Annotated in this window: 20 protein-coding genes; 19 read left to right on the top strand and 1 reads right to left on the bottom strand. The window is 25.0% G+C overall.

Annotation, left to right across the window (positions count from 1 at the left end; translation table 11 throughout):
- From AVBRAN12642_RS06850 to AVBRAN12642_RS06760, 19 genes are all read left to right on the top strand, one after another.
- On the top strand, window positions 1-317 hold a 317-nt coding region (locus tag AVBRAN12642_RS06850; protein WP_336608152.1), incomplete at its 5' end, for a type IV secretion system protein.
- Between the two features lie 13 nt (window positions 318-330).
- Window positions 331-1,254 (top strand): P-type conjugative transfer protein TrbG, encoded by a 924-nt coding sequence (gene trbG, locus AVBRAN12642_RS06845; RefSeq protein WP_336607581.1) that lies wholly within the window; start codon window positions 331-333, stop codon window positions 1,252-1,254.
- Window positions 1,251-1,664, top strand: coding sequence for a hypothetical protein (locus tag AVBRAN12642_RS06840; RefSeq protein ID WP_336607582.1), 414 nt, complete (start codon window positions 1,251-1,253; stop codon window positions 1,662-1,664). The genes trbG and AVBRAN12642_RS06840 overlap by 4 nt, the downstream gene beginning before the upstream one ends.
- 8 nt (window positions 1,665-1,672) lie before the next feature.
- Window positions 1,673-2,929, top strand: a complete 1,257-nt coding sequence (locus AVBRAN12642_RS06835) for a TrbI/VirB10 family protein (protein WP_336607583.1) — start codon at window positions 1,673-1,675, stop codon at window positions 2,927-2,929.
- Entirely contained in the window at window positions 2,930-3,481 is a 552-nt protein-coding gene (locus tag AVBRAN12642_RS06830; RefSeq protein WP_336607584.1) for a transglycosylase SLT domain-containing protein, read from the top strand.
- On the top strand, window positions 3,465-3,629 hold the full coding sequence (locus AVBRAN12642_RS06825) for a hypothetical protein (RefSeq protein ID WP_336607585.1): 165 nt from the start codon (window positions 3,465-3,467) through the stop codon (window positions 3,627-3,629). Before AVBRAN12642_RS06830 ends, AVBRAN12642_RS06825 begins: the two co-directional genes overlap by 17 nt.
- Window positions 3,626-3,760 carry a hypothetical protein gene (locus AVBRAN12642_RS06820; protein WP_336607586.1) on the top strand — a complete coding sequence of 45 codons (135 nt, stop codon included), beginning with the start codon at window positions 3,626-3,628 and terminating at the stop codon, window positions 3,758-3,760. Before AVBRAN12642_RS06825 ends, AVBRAN12642_RS06820 begins: the two co-directional genes overlap by 4 nt.
- A gap of 3 nt (window positions 3,761-3,763) precedes the next feature.
- Complete coding sequence (locus AVBRAN12642_RS06815) at window positions 3,764-6,007, top strand: zincin-like metallopeptidase domain-containing protein (protein WP_336608151.1); 2,244 nt, start codon at window positions 3,764-3,766, stop codon at window positions 6,005-6,007.
- Between the two features lies 1 nt (window position 6,008).
- A complete protein-coding gene (locus AVBRAN12642_RS06810) occupies window positions 6,009-7,802 on the top strand; it encodes a type IV secretory system conjugative DNA transfer family protein (RefSeq protein WP_336608150.1) in 1,794 nt (597 codons plus the stop codon).
- A 59-nt stretch (window positions 7,803-7,861) separates the two neighbouring features.
- Complete coding sequence (locus AVBRAN12642_RS06805) at window positions 7,862-8,569, top strand: nucleotide-binding protein (RefSeq protein ID WP_336607589.1); 708 nt, start codon at window positions 7,862-7,864, stop codon at window positions 8,567-8,569.
- A gap of 181 nt (window positions 8,570-8,750) precedes the next feature.
- The gene (locus tag AVBRAN12642_RS06800; protein WP_336607590.1) at window positions 8,751-8,930 is read left to right on the top strand and encodes a hypothetical protein; all 180 of its coding nucleotides are present in this window, start codon (window positions 8,751-8,753) and stop codon (window positions 8,928-8,930) included.
- A gap of 75 nt (window positions 8,931-9,005) precedes the next feature.
- On the top strand, window positions 9,006-9,380 hold the full coding sequence (locus AVBRAN12642_RS06795; RefSeq protein ID WP_336607591.1) for a Fic/DOC family protein: 375 nt from the start codon (window positions 9,006-9,008) through the stop codon (window positions 9,378-9,380).
- A gap of 61 nt (window positions 9,381-9,441) precedes the next feature.
- A complete protein-coding gene (locus AVBRAN12642_RS06790) occupies window positions 9,442-9,927 on the top strand; it encodes a S26 family signal peptidase (RefSeq protein WP_336607592.1) in 486 nt (161 codons plus the stop codon).
- 138 nt (window positions 9,928-10,065) lie between these two features.
- Window positions 10,066-10,272 (top strand): hypothetical protein, encoded by a 207-nt coding sequence (locus tag AVBRAN12642_RS06785; RefSeq protein ID WP_336607593.1) that lies wholly within the window; start codon window positions 10,066-10,068, stop codon window positions 10,270-10,272.
- Window positions 10,262-11,002, top strand: a complete 741-nt coding sequence (locus tag AVBRAN12642_RS06780) for a zeta toxin family protein (protein ID WP_336607594.1) — start codon at window positions 10,262-10,264, stop codon at window positions 11,000-11,002. The genes AVBRAN12642_RS06785 and AVBRAN12642_RS06780 overlap by 11 nt, the downstream gene beginning before the upstream one ends.
- A gap of 28 nt (window positions 11,003-11,030) precedes the next feature.
- Window positions 11,031-11,411, top strand: a complete 381-nt coding sequence (locus tag AVBRAN12642_RS06775; RefSeq protein WP_336607595.1) for a conjugal transfer protein TraM — start codon at window positions 11,031-11,033, stop codon at window positions 11,409-11,411.
- 144 nt (window positions 11,412-11,555) lie between these two features.
- Window positions 11,556-12,236 (top strand): AAA family ATPase, encoded by a 681-nt coding sequence (locus AVBRAN12642_RS06770; protein WP_336607596.1) that lies wholly within the window; start codon window positions 11,556-11,558, stop codon window positions 12,234-12,236.
- Between the two features lie 3 nt (window positions 12,237-12,239).
- On the top strand, window positions 12,240-12,452 hold the full coding sequence (locus tag AVBRAN12642_RS06765; protein WP_336607597.1) for a hypothetical protein: 213 nt from the start codon (window positions 12,240-12,242) through the stop codon (window positions 12,450-12,452).
- A 36-nt stretch (window positions 12,453-12,488) separates the two neighbouring features.
- Window positions 12,489-12,674, top strand: a complete 186-nt coding sequence (locus AVBRAN12642_RS06760; protein WP_336607598.1) for a hypothetical protein — start codon at window positions 12,489-12,491, stop codon at window positions 12,672-12,674.
- Window positions 12,675-12,762: 88 nt separating this feature from the next.
- Here AVBRAN12642_RS06760 and AVBRAN12642_RS06755 read toward each other — a convergent pair whose 3' ends face one another.
- Complete coding sequence (locus AVBRAN12642_RS06755; RefSeq protein WP_336607599.1) at window positions 12,763-13,716, bottom strand: Abi family protein; 954 nt, start codon at window positions 13,714-13,716, stop codon at window positions 12,763-12,765.
- Window positions 13,717-13,720 lie beyond the last annotated feature (4 nt).

Raw genomic sequence — 13,720 nt, 5'->3', positions numbered from 1 at the left:
ATACATATAACTATATTGAACCTAATTCAAAAGCTTTTACATTTGTTAATAATGAATTTCAAACAAATAATCCATTTGATAAAATTGGTAAAGAAAATGTAAAAGTTAAAATTAAATCAATAGTAGCTTTAAATGTTGAGACTTGGCAAGTTGAATGGGAAGAAAACTTAGTAAGTTCAAATGGAGAAATTATTGATACTACAAATTATAAGGCACTACTTCAAATTAAACAAATAGTTCCTTCAACTGAAGAACAAATTATTAAAAATCCACTAGGTATTTTTATTAGCGATATTAATTATTCAAAAATTTTATAAAAAAGGAAATATGATGAAAAATAAAATATTTTTAAGTTTAATTACCACAAGTTTATTATTTGCAAATACTTTTAATGAAAGAGATTTTGCTAATCTTACACCAAAACAACAAAAAGATTTAGCATTAGCTCAAAAATGGGTTTATGCAAAAACTACAAGTACTTTAGGAGAAAATGGCGAAGTTGTTTTCTTATTTGGCGAATCTATGCCAACAATAGTTACTGCACCACTTAGATTAACTGATATTGTTTTAGAAGCTGGAGAAGTTATAAAGGATGTTCAAATTGCAGATAGTGTTCGTTGGGTTGTTTCGTTAAGTGTTAGTGGAGAAGAACCAAATCTTACTTCACACGTAATAATAAAGCCAACCGACAAAAATTTACAAACCACACTAAATATTATGACAAATAAAAGAGTTTATAGGTTAAATTTAATTTCAGAAGCAAAGAAATTTATGCCTGCGATATCGTTTAATTATAAAAATGATATTATCAAAACATTAAATCAATACCAAAATGATATGAAGAAAATATCAAATAGTAAAAACTTCTATAAACTCCAAGATGATGTAGTTGCATCAAATATTGACAATTTAGATTTTGATTATAGTATTGAAGGTAAAGCTAACTTTAAACCCTTAAGAGTATATAACGATGGTGTAAAAACATATATTCAAATGCCTAAAAATATGAAATTTTATGAAGCTCCTGCATTAATGTTGCTAGATAATGGTAAAGAAAATGAAATCATAAATTATAGACTTAAATACGATACCTTTATCGTAGATAGATTATTTGATAACGCTGTTTTAATTGCTGGTGTAGGTAAAAAACAAGAAAAGGTAACTATTAAAAAACATTCAAATAAAGCAAATCAAGAAATAGTAAATAATGTGCTTTATGACTTATCAAAAGCTGCTAAAAAGGAGAAAAAATGAAAAAATTAATATTAATCATAATAGCTTTATTTTTTATAGCTTGTAGCAACTCTAACAATTATTTTAATTCAACTTTAAACTTAAATAACAATATTCAACAAGAAGTTATCATTAACGATATTGCCGATATTGTTAAAAACAATTATATAAAACAATCAACGTTATATTTAAGCACTAGTGATGCAAATAAAGATTTTTTCAATCATTTGTGTGATATTTTAAGAAATGAAGGTTTTGCAATTAGCGATGATAATTCTCTTAAAGGTTTAAATTTTATAAGTTACTCAATATCTCAAATTGATGAAAATATTTTTGTAACTATAAATATAGATGCAAACAAAGTAAATATAACTTATAAAGTAAAAGACAATAAAATCTTTAAAAATAGTATTAGCTTTTTTGATTACTAGGAGAAATTATGAGTAACAACTTAGAAATCAATGCAACTCCTAATAAAATCACTCAAAGCAAAAGAATATCTAAAGCTCCAATAATTATTATTGCAGCTTTTGTTATTTTGGTATTATTTGCATTATTTTATGCAGCACTTGCTAGAAAGCAAAATATAGAAAATAATATAATTAAACAAGAAGAAACAAATCAAATCGATAACACAAACACTACAAGTTTTATTGAAGAGCTTGAAAAATCTAAAAATAATTCAACATTTACAATAATTTCAAGCGACAATGCAATAGCTCAAAATAAAGAAATTATTCCTATTCAACAAGACTTTTTAATTAAAAAAGAACCAGAGCAAATAAATATACAAAGCAATAATTTCAATAAAATAAATTATCAAGATGATAACGATTTAAGCTTTAAAAAAGATATGCAGCAAAAAGCATATTTAGCACCTACTCAAATTGAAACTAAATCAAACAATTACTCTTATGATTTTAATAATAGTGATGTAAATATAAATTCAAAACCTACACTACATTTCAATGATGAAGAAATTATGGCTCAAGCTAAAGCGCAAGCTGGAATGTTTGGTGGCTCATTTAATACTGAAACTAATGATAAAAATTATAATACAAGTAATTTTTTAGACAATCAAGTAGATAATGGCTATCTCCAACATAAAAAAACTAAAGCGCTATCGCCTTATGAATTAAAAGCTGGTTGGGTAATTCCTGCAGTATTAATTACTTCTATTAATTCAGAAATTCAAGGGCAAGTTCTAGCTCAAGTTTCACAAAATGTTTATGATAGTGTTACAGGTAAATATTTGTTAATCCCACAAGGCACAAAAATTGTCGGTTCTTATTCTTCTAATATTTTATGGGGTCAATCAAGATTGTTAGTTGCTTGGAATAAGTTAATTTTCCCTGATGGTCAAAGCTTAATTTTAGATAATATGCAAGGCGTAAGCGCAAATGGACTTACAGGCTTTAAAGATAAAGTTAATAATCATTACATTAGAACTTTTGCTTCAGCTATATTATTATCTTCAATTACTGCTGGTGTATCACTTGCCGATAATTCAACAGGGGAAAAAGAAACCGCAAAAGATAAAGCAATATCATCAGCAATAGAACAAATGAGCCAAGTAGCAGCTGAAATAATTAGAAAAAATATGAATATAGCACCAACGCTAGAAATTAGAAGTGGTTATAAATTTAATATTTTTGTTACTAAAGATATTATTTTAGAACCTTTAGAAAGATATTAAATGGTTGATATAGCTTTAATAGAACAATGTAAAAATCCAAATGTTCCTACCGAAATAATACAAAAAATTATTTTGATAGAAAGTAATAATAATCAGTTCGCAATAAATGTTAATGGTATAGGCTCATTTATATTAAAAACAAAAGAAGAAGCCAAAGAAAAAATCAATTATTACTTATCAAAAAATGCTAGTGTTGATATAGGTTTAATGCAATTTAATTCTAATAATTTAAAGCTTAAAGCCTTTTCAAGTTATAGCGTTGATGATTTATTAGATACTTGCAAAAATATAAAAGCTGGTAGTGATGTTTTTTATTTGGCGTATGAAAGCACCGATAAAAATTTAAGCGAAAAAGAACGAATAAATCAAGCGCTTTCTGTATATAATACAGGAAATATTACAAATGGTTTTTTAAATGGCTATGTAGCAAAATATGATAGCAATTTAAATATTAAAAATATAAATGAAGAAGCAAGAAAATCAAATACCAAAATAAATATTGCTTTTAATTTATTTAACTTAGAAACTTTAAAAAATGAAAAAGCTCAATAATATTTCTTATTTTGCTTATAAAAGCACCGATAAAAATTTAAACGAAAAAGAACAAATAAATCAAGCATTTGAAACCATTAAAAAGTTAGAAAAACGCATAGCTCTAGTTTTACTACCTATGCGAAAAAATAATAAGGAGAAAAAATGAAAGAATTTACAGATTTAGAATTAGTTGAAAACTACGCTTATGAAGTTAGCCCTGAAGTTGCCGAAGAATTAGGTGCATTTGTTGAAAATGCTATAAACGAATATGATTTTATAGATAATGATGAGAGTTAAACTATGAAAAATCAAGATTTTATTCAAAATACTGCTGAAAAAATAATTGAAAGTTTAAAAAATGGTACTGCTCCTTGGATTAAACCTTGGAAAGCGGATGAATTAAATAATATTATGCCATATAACCCAAAAACAAATAAAAATTATAATGGTATTAATTCAATTAATTTAATGATGCAAGGATATGATGATCCAAGATGGCTTACATATAAACAAGCACAAGAATTAGGTGCTTATGTTAAAAAAGGCGAAAAATCAACTTCTATTCAATATTGGCAATTTAGCGAAATGGTTGATAAAGTAGATGAAAATGGAAATATTATACTTGATGAAAATGGTAGGTCTGAAAAAATAGAAATTGAACTTGAAACGCCTAAAGTATTTTTTGCAAGTGTTTTTAATGCTGAACAATGCGAGAATTTACCAAAATTAAAACAAAAACCTAAAATTGATAATTTTAAAGTTATTAAAGAAGCACAAGAGATATTAGATAAATCTAATGCTAATATTAAACACGGTGGTTCAAGAGCTTTTTATAATTCATTTCAAGATACAATTACATTACCAAATAAAAGTGCATTCATAGATGAAATTGCATATTATTCAACAGCTTTACACGAGTTAGGGCATTGGAGTGGTCATCAAAATAGATTAAATAGAGATTTAGCCCATCCTTTCGGAACAAAAGAATATGCTAAAGAAGAATTAAGAGCAGAAATTGCTAGTTTTTTATTATGTGCAAAAATTGGACTTGACTATGACCCAAGTAATCATTTATCTTATATTGATGGTTGGGTTAGTATATTAAAAGATAAGCCTTATGAAATTTTTAGAGCAACTTCAGATGCAACAAAAATAGTAAATTTTCTAGAAGACTTTACGCTAGAACAAAAATTAGAAATTGAGCAAAATACACAACCTAAACAAAATATAATACAAGAAAATAGGGAGCAAAATATGAATAATCAAGATTTAGGACTTGCAAAAGAAAAAATTTATTTATATGTTCCTTATAAAGATAAGGATGAAGCAAAAAAACTAGGTGCAAAGTGGGATAAGGAAGCTAAAGCTTGGTATGCTGCTAAAGGTACTGATTTAAACAAATTAGAAAAATGGCTTACTAAACAAGAACAAAAACCGCAAATACAAATTAATGAAGATGAAGTAAAAGCAGAATTTACAAAAGCATTAAATGATGCAGGACTCGATGTAAATGAACCTATAATGGATGGAAAATTACGTAGAGTAAGAACTTATGATGATAAAGGTAGAAATCTTAGTGGGGCTTATGTAGGATTTTTAAATGCCCATCCTGCAGGACATATTCAAAATTTTAAAACTGGATATAAAGAAAATTGGAAAAGCTCGTTAAGTTTAAACCAAACAAAAGATAAAACACAAGAAATACAAATCCAAAAAGAAAAAAATACTAATATAAATTTAGCTAGAGAAGAAGAATTGTTAGAAAAACAAGAAGCTAGTGCATTAAAAGCACAAGAAGAATACAACAATGCTAAATGGGCTTATGACAAACACCCCTATTTACAAAATAAAGGTTTAGAAAAAAATTATTATTTAAAACAAGATGAATTCGGAAATCTATTAATACCATTAAGTGATATTGAAGGCAAACATTGGACTTCTCAAAGAATTTTTTCCAATGGCGATAAAATGATTGGATTAATTAGAACTAAAGAAGAAAAAGAACAAAACATAGAATATCCATCAAAAAAAACTGGTAATTTTTTTATTATTGGAGCAAAAAATCTTAATAATGTAAATGAAATTTTTGTTTGTGAAGGTTTTGCAACTGCTGCTAGTGTTTATGAAGCTACAAAAAAAACAACAGTTATGGCAGTTGATGCTGGAAATCTTGAAGTTGTCATTGCTAATATTAAAGAAAAATACCCAAAAATACAGATTACAATAGCAGCTGACAATGATATTAAAAAAGAACTAGAAAATAAACCAAACGTAGGAAAAACAAAAGCTTACGATATTAAAAATAAATACAAAGATATTAAAATTGTATTGCCACAATTTACAAAAGAAGAAATTCAAAAAGGTTATAGTGATTTTAATGATTTAATGCGTTCTAGGAAATTATTAGAAGTAACTAAACAAATAAAAGAACAATTAGCTAAACAATTAACAACAGAAAAAGCATTAAGTGCAAATTCACAAAGTAAAGACAAAGCTATTAATAAACAAATTAATATCACAAAAGATATTGGCATAGGATATTAATATGAATAAAGATAAAAATCAATTTATAGTTTTTTTATTTGCTTTTTTTGGAGTAGTTATAGCAATTATAATAATAAGTTCTATTGGAACACAATATCTAGCAGGGACTTTTAATTATTCTCCTGCTCTTGGAGAAACCCTTGCTTATGATTTATACAATCCTTTTTCTTGGATTTTTTGGAGTATAAAATATAGTTCAAATTATCCTGATTTTTTTAGAAAATTTTATTTAATTATGTGTTCTTTAATTGCTTTAGCATTTTTATTTTTTGTAATAATTAAAATAGCCTATTCAAGAAAATCAAAAGCTATTAAAGACCTTCACGGCTCTGCACATTGGGCTAGTTTAGATGAAATCAAAGAAACAGGTGTTTTAAATACAAACCAAGGCGTTTATATTGGTGGTTATCAATATAAAAACACTTTACATTACTTAAGACACAATGGTCCAGAACATATTTTATGTTTTGCTCCAACAAGAAGCGGTAAAGGTGTTAGCTTAATATTGCCAACATTACTTGCTTGGGAAGAAAGTGCAATTATTTTAGATATTAAATCAGAACTTTTTAACTTTACAGCAGGTTGGAGACAAAAATATGCAAATAATAAAATACTTAAATTTGACCCATCAAACCCTAATGGCTCAATAAGATTTAATATACTAGAAGAAATTAGAATTAATACAGATTTTGAAATAAAAGATACTCAAAACATAGCTATTAATATAATTTATAAAGGGGATACTCCAGATGAAAAAACAAGTAGTTCAACAGGTTATTTTAGAAGTGAAGCAAAAAATTTTTTAGTTGCTTTAATACTTTATTCTTTACATATTGCAAAAAATAAAAATAACAATATCCCTAATCTTACAGATATTTATAAATTCTTAAACGATCCTAAAATGAGTATAGATGAAATACTTGAAGAAATGCTTGAATGTGATATTGCAAGAGATGATACAAATGAAATAATACAAAGTATAGCAAGAGCTATGAAAAATAAAGCAAGTCAAGAATTGTCAGGAGTTATAGGAACTACAAGTGAAAGCTTAAATTTATATATAGACCCTATTTTGGCAAAAAATACAGCTAAAAGCGATTTTAAAATCAATGAGCTTATGAATAGCGATAAACCAGTAAGTTTATATTTAATTATTCCACCTTCAGATAAAGATAGATTAAAGCCGCTATTTAATTTAATTATTAATCAAATTTTTAGGACCTTAACTGATGTAAAATTAGGTGAAGAAAAAACATATAAACACAGATTATTGTTTATGGGAGATGAGCTGACTAGTGTAGGTAAAATTGCGACCTTAGAAGAAGGCTTGGCTTATTGGGCAGGATATGGAATTAAGTTTTATGGTATTATACAAGATCTTCAACAATTATATAATTTATACACAGATAAAGAAAGTATAACTTCAAATTGTCACGTTAGAATTGCATTTGCACCTAATAATATACACACAGCAAAACTACTTTCAGAAATGTCAGGAACTACTACCATCATTAAGCGTTCAATCACTAGCAGCGGCAAAAAACTTCAAGCAGTTTTAGATAATGTAAGTGAAACAATGCAGGAAGTTCAAAGACCATTAATAACGCCTGATGAATGTATGAGGATTCCATCAGCTAAAAAAGACAAAAATGAATTAATAATTGAGCCAGGAGATATGTTAATTTTCATTTCAGGCAAACCTGCAATTTATGGGAAACAAATGTTATATTTTAAAGATCCAGTGTTTAGCGATAGGTCAAAAGTTGAGTATTCAGAACAATTAAACAATATATAAAAACACGCATAGTTCTAATTTTATTACCTGTGCGAACAGTAAAAAGGAGAAAATTAACAATGACTAAAATTCATTTTATTTTAAATGGTAAAGGCGGTATAGGAAAAAGTTTTATAAGCTCTTTATTATGCCAATATTTTTTACATAATAAAGAAAGTATATTAGCAATAGATACTGACCCAAACAACACTACACTATGCAATATCAAAGCATTAGATGCAAGTTTTTTAAAACTAATAGATGATGATGGTAAATTTAATGTAAGAGAATTTGATAAGATAATTGAACTAGCATATTCTAAAGAAAAGAAAAACTATATTATAGATTCAGGTGCTACAACATTTATCCCATTAATTGATTACCTAAAAGAAAACGAAATAATTTCTATGTTAAAAAATGAAAAAATAGAAATATATTTTCACGTTCCAATAGTTGGCGGGCAAGCTCAAGATGATACAATTTTAGGCTTAGTTCAGTTAGCAAATAATTTTAATTGTAATTTTATTGTTTGGTGTAATGAATATCACGGTTCTTTACGTGATTTTGAAAACACTCAAGAATATAACGCCATAAAAGAAAAAATAAACGCATTAATATATTTAAAACAATTTAGCAAAGATACTTACGGAAAGGACCTTTTAGAACTAACTTCAAAAAATCTAACTTTTGATGAAAGTTTAAAAGATAAGAGCTTTTCACTTATGTCAAAACAAAGACTAAAAATATTTAGAGATAAAGTATTTGAACAAATTAAAATTATATTATAGTTATATATAATTTATATTTTTTATATATAAAATTTATATAAAAAATATATAAATCTTATATTATTTTAAGTTTATTTTGATATAATTCTTTAAAATTAAAAAAGGAGAAAAAAATGAAAAATTATAAGAGTCAAATTCGCTAAAAGAAAGCTTAGAAATTTTAAAAAGATATAAAAACGATGTGAGTAAAGAAGACTATGAAGATATAAAAGGCATTATAGGTAGCCACGCAATAGAAAATTCATACGCTGATGAATTAGATATTATTATGATGTTAAAGCAAACTGTTTATGGCTTAAGTGTTGATGAAGTTTTAGCAGAATATAAAGAAAAAGGTTATGTTGATTATGAAAGAAAATAAATTAAGTTTTGAAGAACTTGTAACGAAGATAGATTTGAACTTAATTTATTAGAACCTATATTTAAAGGAGATAGTATGTTTTGCAATGGGCAATTTATACCAAATGAAGTGAATCGTATTTTTTCTAATTTAGAAAAACAAAACTATTTTAAAAACTGTAAAAGCATTGATGAACTAGCAAAAAATTTAGCTGAATTTATTGGAGATTTAAATGCCTTACATCCATTTAGAGAAGGCAACGGAAGAACCCAAAAAATATTTATAAATCAATTAGTTCAAAACACAGGGTATAAATTGGACCTAAGGTTAATTGATAAAGACAAAATGATAGATGCCAGTATAAAAGCTATGGATTGTGATTATAAAAAACTTGAAACCCTTATTAAGGTTAATTTAAAAAGCTTTAAACAAAACCTTGAGAAAGAGCAATCGCAAGGAATAGGATATTAATATATAAATTATATTATTTTTATATAAAAAATATATATAATTTATATAAATAATTTAAAAAATGAAAAATATTTGTAAATCAATAACGAAAATAATTAAATATCTAATACTTAGCTTAGCTGCATTTGTTTTAATAGTTATTCCTTTATTTTTTTCTTTTGGTTTAGTTATTAATACAACAAAATCAATGCCCTTAGGCTTATATAAAAAAGTAGATGGACCATTAGTTAAAGGAGATTTGGTTATGTTAAAAGTTCCTACTATAAATGAATATCTTATAAAAAAGATTGCAGCTACTAAAGGAGATTTGATTGAAATTAATTCTAATGGCGTTTATATCAATAATATTTTACAAACAAATACAAAAATATTTAAATACGATACCTTTAACCAGCCGTTACACTTTAATCAATTAAAAACTATTTTAAAAGATAATGAATTTATTGCTTTAGGAGAACATATAAGAAGTTATGATAGTAGATATTTTGGTATTGTAAAACAATATGAAAATAATATAAAAAAACTTATAAAAATAATAACATTTTAATATTATTTTTATATAATATTTATATAAATTATATATAATAACATAATTTTAAATCTTAGCATTTGAAATCATTAAAAAGTTAGAAAAACGCATAGATCTAGTTTTACTACCTATGCGAAAAAATAATAAGGAGAAAAAATGGCAACAATTATGGAAAAAGATGTTTTATTAGAATATGCAACATTTGGATATTTGATTAAAAATAGAGATACAAAAGAAGCTCAAGATGATTTAAATAAAATGTACGAAATAAAACAATGGTTATACTCTACTGATGAAGAAGATATAGATTACGAAAGCACCAAAGAACAAGTAAAAAAAATAAGGCTAAAATATGAAAATTGATGAGAATATTTTTAATGTAATATGGTCCGATGTAAAAAAAGATTATATTACACCCGTTAATAATTATAAAGCATTTGTTCTAGGTGGTCAGCCTGGTGCTGGTAAATCAAAACTAATCAAGCTTATTGAACAAGAGCTTAATAGCAATGTTATCGTAATAAATGGAGATGATTATAGAAAATATCATCCAAATTATGCTAATTTACAAGCTACTTATGGCAAAGATTCGCCTAAACACACTGCTGAATTTGCAGGAATGATTACTGAAATGATTTTAGATAAAGCTATCAAAAATAAATTAAATATAGTAATTGAAGGAACTTTTAGAACCGCTACTACACCGATTAAAACACTAAAATTATTTAAAGATAATGGTTATAACACAAATGTATTAATTCAAACTTGCCATAAAGATATTAGTTGGAAATCTTGTCTTGAAAGATATGAAAAAATGTTAGAAACAAATCCAAATGAAGCTAGATTTACAGATAAAGTTCATCACGATATAGTAGTTGATAATCTGGCAAATAATATTAAAGAAGTTCAAAAATCAGGCTTAGTTGATAATATGAAAATATATTCAAGGATTTTAGATAAAAAAACTGGTATGTTTAATCAAGTTGAAATTTATAATAGTGATTTAAAACCTAAAGTTAATATTGCAACCATTAATAAATATTTAGGTTTGGAAAGAAAACTAAATTTGGAAAATTTATATAATTTTGATTAATATGTAGGTATAGTAAGAAAAGTAAAAAATGGATAAAAAACAAATTATAGATGAGATAGCAAAAAAACATCATTTAATACTAGATGAAAATGACCCTATTTTTGCAATCATTACAGCTAACGAACTTATGTTTGATGATTATATAAAACAACTTGAAAGGGTGAAAATAAAAAATAAAGTTGATTTAGAAAGCTATAAACAAAGTTTAATAAGTGATATTCAAGAAGAGTTTAAAAAACATCATCAAATTTTACAAGAACTAAAATTAAATAAAATTCCTAATTCAAATTCTAACCAACACCAAAATGAAAAAAATATAGACTGTAATAAAAAGAATATTTTTATAGCTTTTGTAATAGGTCAGATTATATTTTTACTTATTGGACTAATTATAGGCATATTACTATAATATAATTTTAATATATATTTGATATAATTTTTATATATATTTTATATAATATTAAGCTTATTTATATATAATTATCGTAATTAAGAAAATGTATAATTTTAGTTTTTACTACCTATATGAAAATTTTAAAAAAAGGAGACAATAATGGTAGTTTCTATTATCAATGAAAAAGGTGGCAGTGGTAAAACAACATTAGCTGTCAATTTAGCTGCTAGACTTGCTTTGGATGGTGATAGTGTTTTATTAATTGATGCTGACCCACAAAAATCAACTGAAGTATTTTCAGATATGAGAAGTCAAAACAATCTAAAGCCTATATTTAGTAATGTATGTAAAACTGGTGTAAGTTTAGGAGATGAAATAAAACTTATGAAAGATAAATTTGATTCAGTTATTATTGATACTGGTGGTCGTGATAGTAAAGAAATGAGAAAAGCAATTTTAAATTCTAACATAGTTATTATTCCGACACTACCAAGCCAATACGATGTAAGTGTTTTATATCATATGTTTGAACTAATAATAGAAGCAAAAGAATTTAATCACAATCTATTAGTTTTTGTAGTAACTAATAGAGTTTCTCCTAATCCGTTTTTGCAAAAAGATTTACAAAATTTACAAAACTATATAAAAGACTTACAAGATGAAAAAAATATTAGCGATATATATTTACTTGATAGTGTAATTTATGAAAGACAAGCATATAGAAAAGCTGTTATTGAAGGTAAAAGCATAAATGAATTTGATAATTCTAAAGCAAGTGAAGACTTTGAACAATTTTATCAAGAATTATTAGAAAAAACAAAAAAATTTATAAAAGGATAAAAAATGGGATTTAAAAAACTAAGCGAAAATGATTTTATAAATGCTGCTAGGGGCGAAACTTCTAATATTAATAATATAAATGAAACTCCAAAAAGAACAAAAAGTGTGCTTTTCCATTTAACGGAAGAAGAAGCTGCTGAATTAACACAAGAAGCAGCCAAACATAAAATGGGTAGAAGTGCTTATATTAGATTTAAATTATTTGTAAAAGAATAATGTAATATAGCTAAGAAATAATAAAAGGAGAGCAGAATGGAGAATAAAGTCTATAAAAGTGTTTTAGAATATATAAAAAATAATAAAATTAATAATTTTGCTACTTTATGTGATAATTTAAAAACAACTGATAATTTATCAACTACTGGAAGAAAATTTAGAGCTATCATAGAAAATCCAACATTTTTTAAAACTTATTTTGATTCATTAAATTTAAAATAAGATATATTTACCTTTTTAAGTATATAATTACAGTACTTGGAAAGAACAAAGGCTTCTAGCCTGAACCACATACAGAAGATATGTGGTTCTATTTTAGTATTATTCTAGTTGCTTTTTTGATAAATAAATATTTATATTTTACAATTCTAGGAATCTTAAACCATACTTTTTTTTCACACTTTATAAAGAAATTTTTTATTGACTTTTTACCAAGTTTTTTTAATTTACCTTTAGGACATAATTTATTAAAAACATATACTAAACATAAAAAATCGTGTAATAAAAATTCTCTACCCAAATCATCATTCATATTATTTTTATATAAAATATATTTTATATTATATGAATATCCTTTAGATTGTTGATTATTGCTATCTGTATATTTATTTCCTAATTTTTGTAAATTATCTCCCAATAAATATAAAATGCAATTATTATGTGCTGCAGCATTTCTTAAATTCTTAATTGCATATAACTCATTAAGTATCAATTGTTTTAAATCCTTACCTTTATAATATTTATTTATATAAAAATTATAAAAATCTAATGTTTCACTAAATGTTAAAATTTCCAAAAGATTCCATACTGCAAAATTAGAACTATATTTTGTCATAAAAGATTCGGTGTAATAGTTTTTTTTACCATTATAATATCTTTTTAATTCATTCGGCACATAGTTATTTAAAAAATCTTTCACACTAATATAACCATCATCTTGATTATTAGTAGTACATAAATAATTAATTTTTGTTTTTAATAAATGTTCACATATAAGAGATAACTCCAATACTAATGACCTAAAACTTGTATCTAAAATACCAAACCTATGTAAAGACTTAAAATCTAAATTTTTATATACACCATTATTATTTTTTTCATAACACTTATTAAAAGTTTTAAATTTAAAAAAATAATTTCTTTCTTTTAAAATTTTAAACACTTCTGTTTGGTTTATATTATCTCCTACATTATTAATATCAATTATTATATTTTTATTATTAAAAAATTCCACTTGTTCTTTAAAACTTAATTTATTTTTCATATAT

Source organism: Campylobacter sp. RM12642 (assembly GCF_020137635.1).
Classification (GTDB): Bacteria; Campylobacterota; Campylobacteria; order Campylobacterales; family Campylobacteraceae; genus Campylobacter_E.
This window is presented reverse-complemented; position numbering and strand designations above follow the sequence as displayed.